This window comes from Hyphomonas sp. J20-32 (assembly GCF_055808555.1).
Map to the genome: position 1 here is coordinate 2,448,152 of NZ_CM147873.1, position 15,152 is coordinate 2,463,303.

Consider the following 15,152-nt stretch of genomic DNA (forward strand, 5'->3'; position numbering starts at 1 on the left):
GCGTTTCGTTAATGACGCTTGAACATCAAGGCTTTTCCGCAGAATCGACAGGCGGCGAAATACTGAAGGAAAGCGAGTTCGGCGACGTCAGCGCATGCCACTGGCATCGAAAAGACGCCGGTGTTCCTCCATGGCGAACGTGTCAGTCATGCCTGCGATATAGTCGCAAACGACACGCGCACGCCGCGCGTCGGTGACCTGCTCGGCATCATGACGCCACGGCGCCGGCAAGGTCTCGGGTTCAGCAAGAAAGATGTTGAACAGGTCGGCTAGTAGCCGTTTCGCCTGGCTGCGCATGCGGTTGACCTTGTAGTGCTTGTACATGCGTTCATAGAGGAATGCCCTCAGCGCACGCTGGCGGGCCTCCAGCTCAGCCGAGAACGCCACCAACGGCACGTCCATGGCCCGCACATCTGCGGCGCTGGCTGGCTTGTGCAGTTTGATACGGCGGCGGGTTTCGTCAGTCAGGTCATTGATCCACACGCCAATGAGGCGCCGGACGGCCTCATACGTGACCATGCGGTCGCCGAGTTGGGGATATTCGATCCGGACGCCGCGGAATTGCTCGCCGACAACGGGAATGTCCATCAAGTCATCAATCGTAAACAGACCCGACGCGATACCATCGTCGATATCATGATTGTTGTAGGCGATGTCGTCCGACAAGGCAGCGACCTGCGCTTCGGGGCCTGCAAACTGGTCAGGCTCAAGGTCGGCAAGATGTGGGAAATCTCGAAAGGCGGCTGCCAGGCTGCTGATCGGTGTGTCGGGACCCGTGACCGGCCCGTTGTGCTTAACCAAGCCTTCCAGCATTTCCCAGCTCAAATTCAAGCCTTCAAAACAGGGATAGCGAACTTCAAGCTTGGTCACGATGCGAAGGGTCTGGGCGTTGTGGTCAAAGCCATCATAGGCCTTCATGCACTCGTCAAGCTGGTCCTCCCCGGCATGGCCGAAGGGCGGATGACCCAAATCATGAGCCAGCGCCATGGCTTCCGCAAGATCTTCATCAAGGCCGAGGGTCCGCGCGACGCTGCGGGCAATCTGGGCGACTTCAAGGGAGTGAGTCAGGCGGGTGCGATAATGATCGCCCTCATGCGCCACGAAAACCTGTGTTTTCTGCTTCAGCCGGCGAAACGCGGTAGAATGGACGATCCTGTCGCGGTCACGCTGGAACGGCGTGCGCGTGGCCGACGGCGCCTCATCGAAATAGCGTCCCCGGCTGTCTTCGAAGCGGGTCGCAAACACGGCTCTCTTTTCCATCGCGCAATTAGTTCCTATGTTGTGGGCATGAGCACCGTAACAGTCCCTGATGTGACCCTGTCCGCCCCTGCTGCCAAGCGGATTAACGCGATTCTGGCAAAACAAGACGGCGTGGACTTCCTGCGTGTCTCGGTAGAAGGCGGCGGGTGCTCCGGTTTCTCCTACAAGTTCGATTTTGCCGATGCAGCCAATCCCGACGACCTGGTCGTCGAGCGAGACGGCGCGAAAGTACTGATCGACGAGATGAGCCTCGAATTCCTGCGCGGATCGGAGATCGACTTTTCGACTGAACTGATCGGCGCAGCGTTCAAGATCAACAATCCGAATGCAACAGCGGCGTGTGGCTGCGGGACGAGCTTCTCGGTCTGACCTGCCCTTGCGTCCGGCTCGCCTGAATTCGCCTTTGCGCCTATGGTGCGGGTGAGGAGGACACACGCATGAGCAAGGCAAAACCGTTTCGCATCGATATTCCCGACAAGACGATCAAGGCGATCCGCGAACGCGTCGAAAACTATAAATGGTTTCCGGCGCCCGCCAATGAGCAGGGCTTTGCCTATGGCATGTCGACGCCGGTCATGAAGGAGCTGCAGCGCTACTGGCTCGCAGGCTATGACTGGCGCGAGGCAGAAACGGACCTCAACCGCTACCCAAGCTACAAGGCGGACGTGGACGGCATGGAGATCCATTTCGTGCATGTCGTTGGCGAAGCGGGTGGCAGACGTCCGCTATTGCTGACGCATGGCTGGCCGGGATCCGTCTTCGAGTTCTGGGAAGCTATCGGGCCGCTCGCCTTTCCGTCCAAGCATGGCGGCAAGTCAGAGGATGCGTTCGACCTGATCATCCCATCCCTGCCCGGTTACGGCTTTTCCGAAAAGCCGGCATCTCCTATGGGCCAGCGCGCCACAGCCAAGCTGTGGAATACATTGATGCAGGACGTGCTGGGCCATGAGACCTATCTCGCTCAGGGCGGCGACTGGGGCAGCCTCGTCACGTCATGGCTGGGCTACGACCATGGCACGGTTGATGGCAAAGGCGGCTGCAAGGCCATCCATCTCAACATGGTCGGCTTCCGGCCAAATCCGCCCAATCCTGAAACGAAGGACGAGATAGCCTGGCTCGCCGGGTCGCAGGTCGCGATGCAGAAGGAGGGCGCCTATTTCATGGAGCACGCCACCAAGCCGCAGACCCTGGCCATGGCGCTGATGGATTCGCCAATGGGCACGGCGGCCTGGATCATCGAGAAATTCCATGGCTGGTCGGACCTCAAGGACGGCGACCTGTTCAGCGTCTATTCGAAAGACCAGCTGCTGACGAACGTGATGATCTACCTTGTCAACGACGCCATCGCGACCAGTATCTGGTATTATAACGCGCTGTTCCAGGAAGGCGGCGCAGTGTTGCCCGAGGGCAAGCGGTGCGAGACGCCGACAGGCTTTGCGAACTTCCCGGGAGAGGCCGTCTATCCCGCCCCACCGCGCAGCTGGTGCGAGCGGGCCTACAATATCACGCACTGGTCAGACATGCCCGGCGGCGGTCACTTTGCGGCGATGGAAAAGCCGGACCTGTTTGTCGAAGACTTGCGCGCCTGGGGCCGAAAGGCAGGTTAGGCGGCAGAGCCTGTCCGCAGGTCGCGGCCGACATTCTGAAGCACGGCGTTTACGAACTTGGCTTCGGTCTCGTCGAAAAAGTCATGTGCGAGGGAGACATATTCGTCGAGGATAACCGCTTCTGACAATTCCTGGTGTACGATGAATTCGGCTGCACCGGCCCGAAGGATGGCACGCGTCGTTGCATCGAGGCGCGTCAGCTTCCAGCCATCGGACAGACGCGACAGGATGGCGGTATCGACGGCGGCCTGATGTTCCACGACGGCATTCAGGATCGACTTGAACAGGTCAGGGTCGGCTTCCTCGATCGGAGACTCGTCCGGGCCGATACCGAGACGGTCGTCCATGAAGGCCCGAATGGTCGCCTTGGCCGACTTGCCGGTCTGCTCCATTTCATAGAGCGCCTGAACCGCAGCCAGCCGGGCGCCGGCGCGCCGGGCGCGGATGACCTCGAAAGGGATTTTCTGCTGGCTCAACGAATGAGTTCCTTGCGGAACTTGATCATCGACAGGCAGGCCTCGGCGGCATCCTTGCCCTTGTTCTTCTGTTTCCGATCAGCGCGGGCCCAGGCCTGGTCCTCGTTCTCGACCGTGAGGATGCCGTAGCCGATGGCCTGGCGGCGCTGGACAATCAGGTCCATCAGGCCGCGGGCGCTCTCGCCGCAGACATAGTCATAATGGGTCGTCTCGCCGCGAATGACGCAGCCGAGCGCGACGGCGCCATCGAAGCGGCCACTGTCGGCCGCCATCGCGATCAGGCCCGGCAGCTCGAACGCGCCCGGTACTTCCATGACGGTCACTTTCGCGCCGGCAGCTTCCAGTTCTTCCATCGCACCAAGTTCCAGCTCGTCGCTGATGCGTTTGTAATATCGCGAAATGGCGATGAGGACGCGGTCCGCCATCAGTTGGTCTCCTCGTTCAAGCGGCGCCAGCCCTCTATGGTCAGGCCGTATCCGTCAAGCCCTGCAACGCGGGTGGGCTGCGTATCGGACAGGAAAATCATCTTGCGGACGCCGAGTTCGCGCAGGATCTGGGCACCGATACCGTATTCGCGCAGTGGCGCCGACGGGTCCCGGGGCGTGTCTGATTTCAGCCCCAGACGTTCGGCCAGCACATTGGGGCGCATCGTATTGACGAAGACAATGACGCCCGGTTCCTTTGCTTCGGCAATGACACGCATGGCCTTTTCGACCAGGCCCTGGCGCGGGCCGGTCTCACCCAGGATATCAGAAAGCACGTCGGGATGATGCACCCGAACGACCGTGGTCGAATCCGGTTTGATCTCGCCGTGAACGATCGCGATGTATTCGGAATTGTCGAGCGTGTTGCGGAAACAGACCGTCTTGAAGCCCTCCCCATAGGTGGAGTTGAGGACTGCCTCGACGCGGCGCTCCAGGAACCGGTCATTCTGGCGGCGCCAGGCGATCAGGTCCGCAATCGTGCCGATCTTGAGATTGTGCAGCTGGGCGAAGGCGACGAGGTCCGGCAGGCGGGCCATCGAGCCGTCTTCGTTCATGATCTCGCAGATGACACCTGCAGGATAGAGTCCAGCCATCCGGGAAATATCGACGGCCGCTTCTGTATGGCCCGCGCGCACGAGCGTGCCGCCATCCTTCGCAACCAGGGGGAACACATGGCCGGGTGAGACGATGTCGTCATGATCGGCGGTCGGATCGATGGCAACCGCGATGGTGCGGGCCCGATCATGCGCTGATATGCCTGTCGTGACGCCATCCTTCGCCTCGATGGACACGGTGAAGGCGGTCTGCATGCTTTCGCGATTGTTGCGCGTCATCATGTCGAGGCGAAGTGTGTGAGAGCGTTCCTGAGTCATGGCGAGGCAGATCAGGCCGCGGCCGTGGCGCGCCATGAAGTTGACCTGTTCGGGCGTCGCGAACGTCGCCGGAATGATCAGGTCACCCTCGTTTTCGCGATCCTCGGCATCAACCAGGATATACATCCGGCCATTTCGGGCATCTTCGATAATTTCGTCGATCGACGAGATCGCGGCGTGGAAGTCATCAGACATTTTTGGTGGGCCCTTCCGGCGCATCGGCGCCTATCATGCGCGCCACGTAGCGCGCCAGCATGTCGATCTCAAGGTTCACATGTGCGCCCGGCTTCAAGTCCGACAGGGTCGTGACCTCCCAGGTGTGCGGAATGATCGCCAGCTGGAAGTCGCCATTGGGCAGCGCTTCGGCGACGGTCAGCGATACGCCATTAACGGAAGCAGAGCCCTTGGTGGCGAAATAGCGGGCAATACTGGCAGGCGGACGGATCGTCAGGCGCCAGCTTTGGCCTTCGGGTTCGATGGCGACGACCTCGCCGACACCGTCGACATGGCCAAACACGAAATGGCCGCCAAGTTCATCGCCCAGCTTCAGGCTTTGTTCGAGATTGACACGCGATCCGGCCTGCCATTCGCCGAGCACGGTCTTCGAAAGGGTCTCGGGAACCGCCTCGACGGCAAACCATGCTCCGCGCTCACCCTCGCCCATGTCGACCACGGTCAGGCAGACGCCGGAATGCATGATGGAGGCCCCCATCGCGATGTCCTGAAGCGGATAGCCGCTCTCGACTTCGAACCGCACGAGCCCGTTGCGCGCTTCGGCCTTGCGAACCGTTCCGACGTCAGTGACGAGACCTGTAAACATGGTGGGATTAATCCTTCGCGGGACTTATGCTAAATCCGAACATAAGTGTCGAGGACGTCGTCTCCAATCCGTTCCGTAGCGACAGGGCGCCAGCGTGACGCAGCAGCGAGTGTTTCGAGTCCCAATCCACCAAGTGCTGGCAGGCCGTCGCCCCCGATCAGGATCGGCGCACGAAACCAGGCGATCTCGTCAACGAGCCCGGCCCGGATGAAGGACGCCGCCAGGGTGCCTCCCCCCTCAAGCAGGATGGAGCCGATCCCCTCGCCTTCCGCGCGGCTAACGAGCGCGTTCACATCTACCCGCGTGCCGTTGCCGCAACGCCAGATGTCGACACCACCTGCCGCGAGAATGTCCTGTGGCTGGCCCGCCGTGGCCACCACAACCGGGCCACTGGATACGGACTGGACGAGACGTGAGTGTTTCGGGGTTCGACCACGGGAATCCGCCACAATACGCACGGGCTGTTTTTCGGGCATTGGAACCGTGCGGGCGGTCAGTAACGGATCATCCGCCAGCACTGTGCCGATGCCGACCAGGACCGCATCATGTTCGGCGCGCATCTGATGGGCCCGCGCGCGCGACCCGCTCGTGGTAATCCATTGGCTGGTGCCGTCGGCAAGCGCAATGCGCGCATCCAGCGAGGTCGCGATCTTGAGGGTAACCCTCACGCCGCTCATGACTCGTCTATATCTTCTTCGAGTGCCGTCTTTTCGATGAACTGTGCAAAATCGCTCGGATCCTTGAAGTCGCGATACACGCTGGCGTACCTAACATACCCAACCGGATCGACGTGTTTCAGCGCTTCCATGACAAGTTCGCCCAGCTGTGACGACGGCACTTCGGACTCGCCGCCACTTTCGAGCTTGCGCACGATTCCGGAAACCATCTGGTCAATCCGGTCGCGGTCCACCGGTCGCTTGCGTACGGCTACGGAGATCGACCGGAACAACTTGTCGCGTTCGAAAAGCGACCGTTTGCCGTCGCGCTTGATCACCACGATCTCTCGCAACTGGACGCGTTCAAATGTGGTGAACCGCGCGCCGCAGCTTTCGCACACCCGGCGGCGGCGTACAGCCGTGTCATCTTCAGCCGAGCGGCTGTCCTTTACGGCCGTATTTTCAGAACCACAGAACGGACACCTCAAAACGTATCAAGCTCCCAAGCCGTTATAGATCGGGAATTGAGCAGTCAGCGCCTTCACCTCAGCGCGGACCTTGTCTTCCACTGCCGCGCTTTCGCCAGCAGCGACCGCGCCGACGACTTCGCCGATCCAGTCGCCGATTTGCGTGAACTCTTCCTCACCGAAACCACGGGTCGTGCCGGCAGGCGAACCGACGCGGATACCGCTCGTGATCGTCGGCTTTTCCGGGTCGAATGGCACGCCATTCTTGTTGCAGGTAATGAAAGCCCGCTCGAGCGCTTGCTCGGCGTCGCGGCCGGTAACCTTCTTCGGACGCAGGTCGATCAGCGCGAGATGCGTGTCGGTGCCACCAGAAACAACATCCAGGCCACCTGACTTGCAGGCTGCCGCCATTGCCTTTGCATTTGCGACAACCTGAGCGGCGTAGGTCTTGAATTCCGGCCTGAGCGCTTCACCGAATGCGACGGCCTTTGCTGCAATGACATGCATCAGCGGGCCGCCCTGGATTCCCGGGAATATGGCCGAATTGATTTTCTTCGCCATGGCCTCGTCATTCGTAAGAATCATGCCGCCACGCGGGCCGCGAAGAGTCTTGTGCGTGGTTGTCGTCGCGATGTGGCAATGCTCAAGCGGGTTCGGGTGGGCCCCGCCCGCCACGAGGCCTGCAAAGTGTGCCATGTCGACGAGGAAGATTGCGCCGACTTCGTCTGCAATCTCGCGGAATTTCCTGAAATCGATCTGACGCGGATAGGCGGAGCCACCTGCAATGATCATTTGCGGACGATGGGCTTTCGCCAGGCGCTCGACTTCAACGAAGTCGATCTGGTCATCTTCACGGCGAACACCGTACTGAACGGCGTTGAACCATTTGCCCGACTGGTTCGGTTTGGCGCCATGCGTGAGGTGACCGCCTGCATCGAGGCTCATGCCGAGGATCGTGTCGCCCGGCTTAATCATGGCCTGGAACACTCCCTGGTTTGCCTGGCTGCCCGAGTTTGGCTGGACATTGGCAAAGCCGCAATTGAACAGAGCCTTCGCCCGGTCGATGGCGAGGTTCTCGGCAACATCGACGAATTCGCAGCCGCCATAATAGCGCTTGCCGGGATACCCTTCGGCATACTTGTTCGTCAGAATCGATCCTTGCGCTTCGAGCACCGCCTTCGAGACGATGTTTTCGGATGCGATCAGCTCGATCTGGTGCTGCTGGCGCGAGCGTTCATCCGCGATTGCCGCGAACAATTCCGGGTCGGCATCAGACAGGGAAGTCGAGAAAAATCCGCGATTTTTGGTCTGCGCCGGAGCCGCCGTATCAGCCATGAGAATCTCCTGTGGCAAGGGTCAGGACGTCTTTACGCCGCCTGCACTCCTGCTGCAACCACGACGAATTGCTTTAAACTGCATGCTCACGCCACATTCTTGTTTACAATCGGTCTTGAATATTGTGTGCCATTACTTCGATCTATATGGTATTAGACTTTGTCGGGACTGAATTGCCTGACTGACAACGCTTGAATACCGCAACGGGATTAAAGGCGACATGAGTGATATCGACGACGCTGATGTGCTGAAAATGGCGACGGGTATCATCTCGGCTTTCGTTGCCAACAATGCAGTTCCCGCATCTGACCTGCCAGACCTGATCAAGACGGTCCACGCCACGATCATTGACCTGTCCAAGGCTGACACGCCAAAGGTCGAAATGCCGGAACCTGCAGTATCCATTGCTAAGTCCATCACGCCGGACTATCTGGTCTGCCTGGAGGACGGCCGCAAGCTGAAGATGCTGAAACGTTATCTCCGCTCTCGCTACGACATGACGCCGGAAGAGTATCGTGCGCGCTGGAACCTGCCTGCCGACTATCCGATGGTTGCACCGAACTATGCCAAACTCCGGTCGCAACATGCCAAGGATATCGGCCTCGGCAAGAAGAAGTCGTCATAATTCTTATAGTATTCAATGTAGTTTAAGTAAAGCGAGCGGCCTCAAGCAGCTTTGTCGAGACCAAGCTGCTTCCAGACGGCAAGAATGGCAGCGACCAATTCATCCATCATCGCCTCGCCATGCACCGGGCTGGGCGTGAATCGCAGGCGTTCGGTTCCGCGCGGGACTGTGGGATAATTGATCGGTTGCACATAGATACCAAAGTCGAACAGCAACGTATCTGACAACGCCTTGCAGCGCTCCGGATCTCCGACAAGCAGTGGAACGATGTGAGAGGGTGATTCCATGACGGGTAGGCCTGCATCCGTAAACTTTTGCTTGAGCAGTGCCGCGTGAGCCTGATGAACGGACCGCAAACGGCGGCCCTCATCCGTCCGCAATTTCGAGACGCTTGCTAGCGCCCCAGCAGCCATGACAGGGCATGTCGATGTCGTGAAGATAAAGCCCGAGGCCATCGAACGGATCGAGTCGATCACGGTTGTGTGCCCGGCAATATAACCGCCCATGACGCCATAAGCCTTGCCGAGCGTGCCTTCGATAATATCGATCCGGTCGGCCAGCCCCTGCATTTCGGCGACCCCTGCCCCATTGTGCCCATAGAGGCCCACGGCATGGACTTCATCGAGATAGGTCAGCGCATTGAATTCGTCTGCCAGGTCGCAGATTTCTTCCATCCGACCGAAATCGCCATCCATGGAATAGACGCTTTCAAAGGCGATCAGCTTCGGCCGTTCTGGGTCATCCAGCTCCATGAGGGCGCGCAAGTGGTCGACATCATTGTGACGGAACACACGACGGTCTGCGCCGGAGCGACGGATGCCTTCAATCATCGACGCGTGGTTGAGCGCGTCTGAATAGATGATCAGATTGGGCAGAATCTTGCCGAGCGTGGAAAGCGTCGCTTCGTTGGACACATAGCCAGACGTGAACAGTAGAGCCGCTTCCTTCTCATGAAGGTCAGCCAGTTCGCGTTCGAGGTCGACATGGTAGCGCGTCGTTCCGGAAATGTTGCGCGTCCCGCCCGACCCAGCGCCAAAACTGTCGATCGCCTCATGCATCGCATTGATGACGTCGTCATCCTGACCCATGCCGAGATAGTCGTTAGAGCACCAGATCGTAACTTCGCGCTCGCCATCCTCGAAACGGGCTGTCGCCTTCGGGAAGCTGCCCCGATGACGGTGCAGGTCGATAAAAACCCGGTAGCGACCCTCGTCATGGATTTCGCCAAGGGCGTCTTCGAATGCTTTAAGATGCTTCATGGCTCTTGAACGCCCTTATACTATTTCTGGCGGTTAGATAGGCAGGCGCGGCCCGCTTGATAATCCTCAACTACGACAAAGGCTGTTTTTGTCGCATACGTGAAATCACTTAGGAATCATATCCGGGCGATTCACGGTCCAGCTTGCGCAGCAGGGCCGGCCAGGCGAGACGATTGGCCAGCACGTTCGAGCCTTCCGGATTACTCTGGCCTTTGACAACGTTCTGAACGGCTTCCGGAGCGATGATCACGCCATCCCGCCCAGCCGAAAGCGCCCGCACCTGCATGGTGCACGCGCGCTCCAGGAAGAACATGCGCAGGAAGGTTTCCGCCGCTGTGCCGCCGACGGTCATGGTGCCATGATTGTACAGCATCATGTTGTTCTTGGTTCCAAGGTCGGCAACGAGACGTTCACGCTCGCCAAGGTCCAGGGCAACGCCTTCATAGTCATGATAAGCGAGATCGTGACGCACCAGCATTGATGTCTGGCTGAGCGGCATCAGGCCGTCTTTCTGGCACGAAACGGCAACACCATCATCCGTGTGCAGGTGCATGACAACATGGGCGTCGTCGCGGGCCGCGTGGACGGCGGAGTGGATGGTGAAACCCGCCGGATTTATGAAATACTCGGTTTCCTGGATGACATTGCCGTCGAGATCGACCTTCACGAGCGAAGACGCCGTGATTTCCTCGAACAGCATGCCATAAGGGTTGATCAGGAAGTGATGGTCCGGGCCTGGCACGCGATGCGAAATGTGCGTGAAGATCATGTCGTCCCAGCCATGCAGGGCAACTAGGCGGTACATGGCCGCCAAATCGACGCGCGCTTTCCATTCGTCAGCGCTGACTGATCCACGGATATCCACTTTCTGGGCGCCATCGGCCATGATTTTCTCCTCCATATTTTGACGCGAAAGTAACGGAAATGAGGGCCTTGCGCCAGTTAAACCTGACACAGGCGTCATCAGAGCGCACCCTGGCCGGGAATCGACAGCAAGACGAAGGAGTCGCGAAATCCTTGACGAGTCAGGCTACGCCGCCGACATGTGACCGCAATGACCCAGCTACGCCTTGCATTTTTCGCCTCGAAACGTCCAGAAGCCCAGGAGGCTTTGCCGGAACTCATTCGCCGGTACGGACAGGTTTCGGAAGACGACGCCGACGTCATTGTCGCGATCGGTGGCGATGGTGCGATGCTCGATACGTTGCGGCGTCGGTTCGACGACAACAAGCCGGTTTATGGCATGCACCGCGGCACAGTCGGGTTCCTGATGAATGATTACGGTCTTGACGGGTTGCCTGACCGCATCAACGCAGCCGAGCGGGCGAGCATCATTCCATTGCGCATGATCGCCACCGATGTGCACGGGAAGCAACACCGGGCGCTGGCGATCAATGAAGTATCGCTGCTGCGGCAAACGGCCCAGTCGGCTCGCCTGAAAATCACGGTGGATGACAAGATCCGCATGGAAGAACTCACGTGCGACGGCGTGATGGTGGCCACCCCTGCCGGCTCAACCGCTTATAACCTGTCCGCCCATGGCCCGATCCTGCCGATTGGTGCGAACCTGCTGGCATTGACACCGGTGAGCGCGTTCCGTCCACGACGCTGGAAGGGCGCGCTCCTGCGACACGATGCGACCGTGAATATTGACGTGATTGCACCGGACCGTCGTCCCGTCGCCGCTGCGGCAGACAATCAGGAAGTCAGGGACATTGTCCATGTACAGGTGCGCGAGAGCCGCGACCGTCGCCTCACCATGCTGTTTGACCCGGGTCATGCGCTGGACGAGCGTATCCTGCGCGAGCAATTTGCCTTCTAGATATTCCGGACCTGGTCTGTCAGCGGTTTTTTAAGCCTTGCCGAATAGGATCGCCCCACAGCTCGGGACGAATCGATGATCAGCAAGCTATTTGGCAAATTCCTGTCGGCGAAGAACTCTTCTTCAGCCGACACCAAACAGATTCAGACGCCTGATATTTCGCGCGTGATCAAGATCCGCCCGGCCAAGCCGGCAGCAGAGGCGGACATCGTTCAGAAGGCTGACCCGAAGGACATGGCCGATCGGGCCGAGACAGCTGTCGACTCGCTGTCGGGCCAATTTGAAGAGTGGATGGCGACAGATCTCGACAAACTGATCGCCGCATGGACTGACGCGCAAGCGCCTGATGCTACGCCTGAATCGTATCGCGCCGTCTTTACGGCCTCCCACAACATTCATGGCGTCGCGGGGTCATACGGTTATCCCGCCATCTCCAGGCTTTGCGGCTCGCTTTGCACATTGCTCAACGACACACACCCTGGCGAAAACCAGGCACTCATCAATTTACACATAGAAGCGTGCCGAGCAGCCTATGTCGGTGTCGGATCCGGCGACAGCGCGGCGTCTGTTGCCGATGCTGTCTGTGACGCCCTGGAGCAGAGCGTCGCCGCGAAAACCGGCCAGCAACTCGTCAGACATTAACGCGAGACAGCAACTCGATTGTCTGTCCGTAGCCCGCCTCTTCCGGAATGAACAGGCAGGGCTGGCCAGACTCGTCCTTGCCGGCACGCGGCAGAACCTTGACGACATCTTCAGACCCGAACCGGGCTGACGCGTCCGCGACCGACGTGCCACGGGCCAGTTTCACCAGGTTCATGCGTGTCGGGAAGATGATCGTGGCCTGCCCTGCCAGTTCCATGTCGAGCGCCTCCTGCGCGCCCAGCCAGACTGCATCCGTCGTCTCTCGGCCGTCATGGGCGGCGACCTGGTCCTGCGGAGCCGGGGCGAGATAGAAATGCGTGTCGAAGCGTTTGGGCATCATTTCCGGCGTGATCCAGTGTCCGAAATGAATCAGGCTGTCGAGCGCAAGGACGAGATCGTGCTGGCGCATCAATCCAAGGAAACTCTCTTCCCGCCTGTCGACTGCCCCCCGCAGAGGCGCAAGCATTTCAGAAATGTCTGGCCCGACAAGCGACGCACCGGGACCTCGCCTGTTGGCATGACGCGCCAGCAAGAGGCCCGATTCTTCAAATGCCTCACGCACGGCTGCGATGCGCGCATCCTGCTGGACCGGGCCGAAATCGCCATCCGTAAACGCATCCCAGGCCGAATCTGAGTCTTCTTCGTTGGCCTTTCCGCCCGGAAAAACAAGCGCGCCCGCTGCAAAATCGATCTCGTAGTGCCGCTTCACCATCAGCACTTCGGGCAGATTTCGTCCGTCGCGGATGATCAGGACTGTGGCGGAAAGCCGGGGTTCCGAAGGGGTTTTTGTCATGCTCGTAACCTCAATTGGTCAAATTTCGGGAAAATACAGCCGAATATCTGCGCGTGATGTTCAACTCTCGCCCTTAGGGAAGGCAATAGACAACTCGCAGGAAAGGACACAGGCCATGCGCGCCATTCAATCCCCGCTCGATCGCCAGAGCCGCCTTTCCCCTCCTCCACAGTTCCGTTTTCACAACGTCGTCCACCTGTTGAGCGGTGATTCCCTCGGCCAGGTTTGCGAATCACCGGTGGCATTCGAGGAGCGCGTCGTTTTTGGTCCGCGGACACAGCCGACCGAAGTCGCCAATCCCGCAAAATGGCTGTCAGAACAATTGACGCGCATCGCCAGCGCGACGCACGGGCAACCGGCGAGCCAGCGTCCTATCCTTGTGCCGGCCCCTGTCGCCTCCCTTGCGCATGCCAATACGGCTGTCGCCTGTGACGCGGCGGTCCGACGAACCTCTCTCTGCCAACAGGAAGTCTGCCTCGAATACGCGGATGCGGCTTTTGCAGGCGGCGTGAGCGATTATGTCAACCGACTCGGACACTTGCGTCGCCACGGCTTCCGCGTCGCGATCGACATGCGTCGCTCATGGCAGACTCCGCTTAGCGATTCGCTCCGTCTGCTGATCGACACGATTCGCGTAGACGCCCGTGCGCTGGAGGCCAATCCCGATTTGCTGGATCTGGTCGAATTGGCTGATGCTTCAGGCATTCTGATCGTCGCAGAGAATGCACATTGGCGCGACGGCGAATACCTGGCGAATATCGGCGTCCATGCCGCAACGCACCCGAGAACTGACGCCTAAGCGGCGTCGGTCTCTTGCTCCACTTCTTCTTCGGCCGCCATTTCCGAATAATAGTCGAGCTTGTCGAGCAGGTATTCCAGATCGTCCTTTGGAATGGCCTGGAACTGTGTCAGCACGCGTTCGATCATGCGGGCGCGGAAACGGGCCCGGTCATTCGGACCACCGTCATGGCTCGTCTCATGGAAGACGTTCACGGCCGCACGAAACGCCGGAAGCATCTTACGCGGCACACCGGCACGATCAAATACGGCCTGCAAGCCGAGCGGGCCAGCATCGTGAATCATCAGCCACACGCGCTGGTGGCCCACGCCCGAGAGTTCGGCCAGCGCATGTTCGACAAAAGGCATTTGCCCACAGCAGAGCGCGCGCATGATCAGCGAGTGACTCAGGCGGCCATTCAGGTTCAACTGTGAAACGAACCGCGGAAGATCGTGCGTCCGCCCTGCCTGTTCGACCAAGTCTATTGTCGCGCGTTCGCGGGCGCTGCCCGCAAGGTCGATCGCCATCTGGGCTGGCAGTTCGTGGCGATTGACCAGCAGGTCGAACAATTGGCCCGAAACCAGCGACACCATCTTTTCGGCGATGTGCGTCGGAATGAACTCCCGCTTGATCAGGCCGGTCTGGACAATCTCGTCCTGGCCGAAACGGCGGATCGTGTCGTCGAAAGCCTTATCGCTGAATTCGGCACCTTCATTTTTCGATACGGCCCTGACAGCCTCGACTGCGCCATGTTCTGAAATCACTTCCGTGAGCGTAATCGAGAGCGTTTCCCGATTGGCGATCGCGGCCTGTTTAGCGGCTGTCACGGCAAGAACGAGTTCAATCAGGTCCTCATCGGTAAACACCGGCGAATCCTGAAGCACCGGAATCGCAACTGCCTCGATATCCTGAGCCAATTTCAGCGCGATCTGGCGCGGCAGCACGGGCGAATTCCGCAAAGTCACCGAAAGCGTACGGCGGACAAGATCAGCAGAATCCTCAGCCAGGATCGCCATAATCTCTTCAGCGAAGCCTTTTTCCCGGTCGCTCAGCACGTCCAGCGCAATACGACGGCAAACCCTGTGCGCAACCGACGCGCGCTGTTCAGGGGTTTCTCCCCGCATCAGGCGTTCGATGTCTTGCTCGGTCAGTTGCGGTCTTATGCTCTGAACGCTCATTGGGCCGTATTCCTTCAGAATCGCTAGCGGTGAATTTCGCCTAGTGCGGTTAACACAGCGTTTACCAGCGTTGCCCA

Annotated in this window: 18 protein-coding genes; 6 read left to right on the forward strand and 12 right to left on the reverse strand. The window is 59.4% G+C overall.

What is annotated here, in order from left to right:
- Positions 1 to 87: 87 nt before the first annotated feature.
- Positions 88 to 1,260 carry a deoxyguanosinetriphosphate triphosphohydrolase gene (locus AC0L7I_RS11905; protein ID WP_473396641.1) on the reverse strand — a complete coding sequence of 391 codons (1,173 nt, stop codon included), beginning with the start codon at positions 1,258 to 1,260 and terminating at the stop codon, positions 88 to 90.
- A gap of 27 nt (positions 1,261 to 1,287) precedes the next feature.
- On the opposite strand from AC0L7I_RS11905, the gene erpA reads away from it, so the two are divergent.
- Complete coding sequence (gene erpA, locus AC0L7I_RS11910) at positions 1,288 to 1,629, forward strand: iron-sulfur cluster insertion protein ErpA (protein WP_473396642.1); 342 nt, start codon at positions 1,288 to 1,290, stop codon at positions 1,627 to 1,629.
- Between the two features lie 68 nt (positions 1,630 to 1,697).
- Entirely contained in the window at positions 1,698 to 2,867 is a 1,170-nt protein-coding gene (locus AC0L7I_RS11915; protein ID WP_473396643.1) for an epoxide hydrolase family protein, read from the forward strand.
- Here the strand turns inward: AC0L7I_RS11915 and nusB are convergent.
- From nusB to glyA, 7 genes are read right to left on the reverse strand one after another with little or no spacing between them, the layout of a single operon-like run.
- Positions 2,864 to 3,343, reverse strand: coding sequence for a transcription antitermination factor NusB (gene nusB, locus AC0L7I_RS11920; RefSeq protein ID WP_473396644.1), 480 nt, complete (start codon positions 3,341 to 3,343; stop codon positions 2,864 to 2,866). The two genes, AC0L7I_RS11915 and nusB, sit on opposite strands and share 4 nt — an antisense overlap.
- Positions 3,340 to 3,768, reverse strand: coding sequence for a 6,7-dimethyl-8-ribityllumazine synthase (gene ribH / locus AC0L7I_RS11925; RefSeq protein WP_473396645.1), 429 nt, complete (start codon positions 3,766 to 3,768; stop codon positions 3,340 to 3,342). The genes nusB and ribH overlap by 4 nt, the downstream gene beginning before the upstream one ends.
- Positions 3,768 to 4,895 (reverse strand): 3,4-dihydroxy-2-butanone-4-phosphate synthase, encoded by a 1,128-nt coding sequence (gene ribB, locus AC0L7I_RS11930; protein ID WP_473396646.1) that lies wholly within the window; start codon positions 4,893 to 4,895, stop codon positions 3,768 to 3,770. The genes ribH and ribB overlap by 1 nt, the downstream gene beginning before the upstream one ends.
- Complete coding sequence (locus AC0L7I_RS11935) at positions 4,888 to 5,520, reverse strand: riboflavin synthase (RefSeq protein WP_473396647.1); 633 nt, start codon at positions 5,518 to 5,520, stop codon at positions 4,888 to 4,890. Before AC0L7I_RS11935 ends, ribB begins: the two co-directional genes overlap by 8 nt.
- Positions 5,521 to 5,549: 29 nt before the next feature.
- Positions 5,550 to 6,197, reverse strand: coding sequence for a RibD family protein (locus AC0L7I_RS11940; RefSeq protein WP_473396648.1), 648 nt, complete (start codon positions 6,195 to 6,197; stop codon positions 5,550 to 5,552).
- On the reverse strand, positions 6,194 to 6,664 hold the full coding sequence (nrdR, locus tag AC0L7I_RS11945; RefSeq protein WP_340692493.1) for a transcriptional regulator NrdR: 471 nt from the start codon (positions 6,662 to 6,664) through the stop codon (positions 6,194 to 6,196). The genes AC0L7I_RS11940 and nrdR overlap by 4 nt, the downstream gene beginning before the upstream one ends.
- Positions 6,665 to 6,670: 6 nt before the next feature.
- Positions 6,671 to 7,978: a serine hydroxymethyltransferase gene (gene glyA / locus AC0L7I_RS11950; protein ID WP_473396649.1), complete on the reverse strand. Its 1,308-nt coding sequence runs from the start codon at positions 7,976 to 7,978 to the stop codon at positions 6,671 to 6,673.
- Positions 7,979 to 8,198: 220 nt separating this feature from the next.
- Here glyA and AC0L7I_RS11955 point away from each other — a divergent pair, with 220 nt between their 5' ends.
- Complete coding sequence (locus tag AC0L7I_RS11955) at positions 8,199 to 8,603, forward strand: Ros/MucR family transcriptional regulator (protein WP_473396650.1); 405 nt, start codon at positions 8,199 to 8,201, stop codon at positions 8,601 to 8,603.
- A 41-nt stretch (positions 8,604 to 8,644) separates the two neighbouring features.
- Here AC0L7I_RS11955 and hemA read toward each other — a convergent pair whose 3' ends face one another.
- Entirely contained in the window at positions 8,645 to 9,862 is a 1,218-nt protein-coding gene (gene hemA / locus AC0L7I_RS11960) for a 5-aminolevulinate synthase (protein ID WP_473396651.1), read from the reverse strand.
- 109 nt (positions 9,863 to 9,971) lie between these two features.
- Positions 9,972 to 10,748, reverse strand: a complete 777-nt coding sequence (locus tag AC0L7I_RS11965) for a class II aldolase/adducin family protein (protein ID WP_473396652.1) — start codon at positions 10,746 to 10,748, stop codon at positions 9,972 to 9,974.
- 168 nt (positions 10,749 to 10,916) lie between these two features.
- Between AC0L7I_RS11965 and AC0L7I_RS11970 the strand changes: the two genes are divergently transcribed.
- On the forward strand, positions 10,917 to 11,684 hold the full coding sequence (locus AC0L7I_RS11970) for an NAD kinase (RefSeq protein ID WP_473396653.1): 768 nt from the start codon (positions 10,917 to 10,919) through the stop codon (positions 11,682 to 11,684).
- Between the two features lie 75 nt (positions 11,685 to 11,759).
- Positions 11,760 to 12,326, forward strand: coding sequence for an Hpt domain-containing protein (locus AC0L7I_RS11975; RefSeq protein ID WP_473396654.1), 567 nt, complete (start codon positions 11,760 to 11,762; stop codon positions 12,324 to 12,326).
- Here the strand turns inward: AC0L7I_RS11975 and AC0L7I_RS11980 are convergent.
- The gene (locus AC0L7I_RS11980) at positions 12,316 to 13,119 is read right to left on the reverse strand and encodes an NUDIX hydrolase (RefSeq protein ID WP_473396655.1); all 804 of its coding nucleotides are present in this window, start codon (positions 13,117 to 13,119) and stop codon (positions 12,316 to 12,318) included. The genes AC0L7I_RS11975 and AC0L7I_RS11980 overlap by 11 nt on opposite strands.
- On the opposite strand from AC0L7I_RS11980, the gene AC0L7I_RS11985 reads away from it, so the two are divergent.
- Positions 13,070 to 13,918 (forward strand): EAL domain-containing protein, encoded by an 849-nt coding sequence (locus tag AC0L7I_RS11985; protein ID WP_473396656.1) that lies wholly within the window; start codon positions 13,070 to 13,072, stop codon positions 13,916 to 13,918. The genes AC0L7I_RS11980 and AC0L7I_RS11985 overlap by 50 nt on opposite strands.
- Here AC0L7I_RS11985 and spbR read toward each other — a convergent pair.
- Complete coding sequence (gene spbR / locus AC0L7I_RS11990; RefSeq protein WP_473396657.1) at positions 13,915 to 15,075, reverse strand: SpbR family protein; 1,161 nt, start codon at positions 15,073 to 15,075, stop codon at positions 13,915 to 13,917. The two genes, AC0L7I_RS11985 and spbR, sit on opposite strands and share 4 nt — an antisense overlap.
- Positions 15,076 to 15,152: the final 77 nt, after the last annotated feature.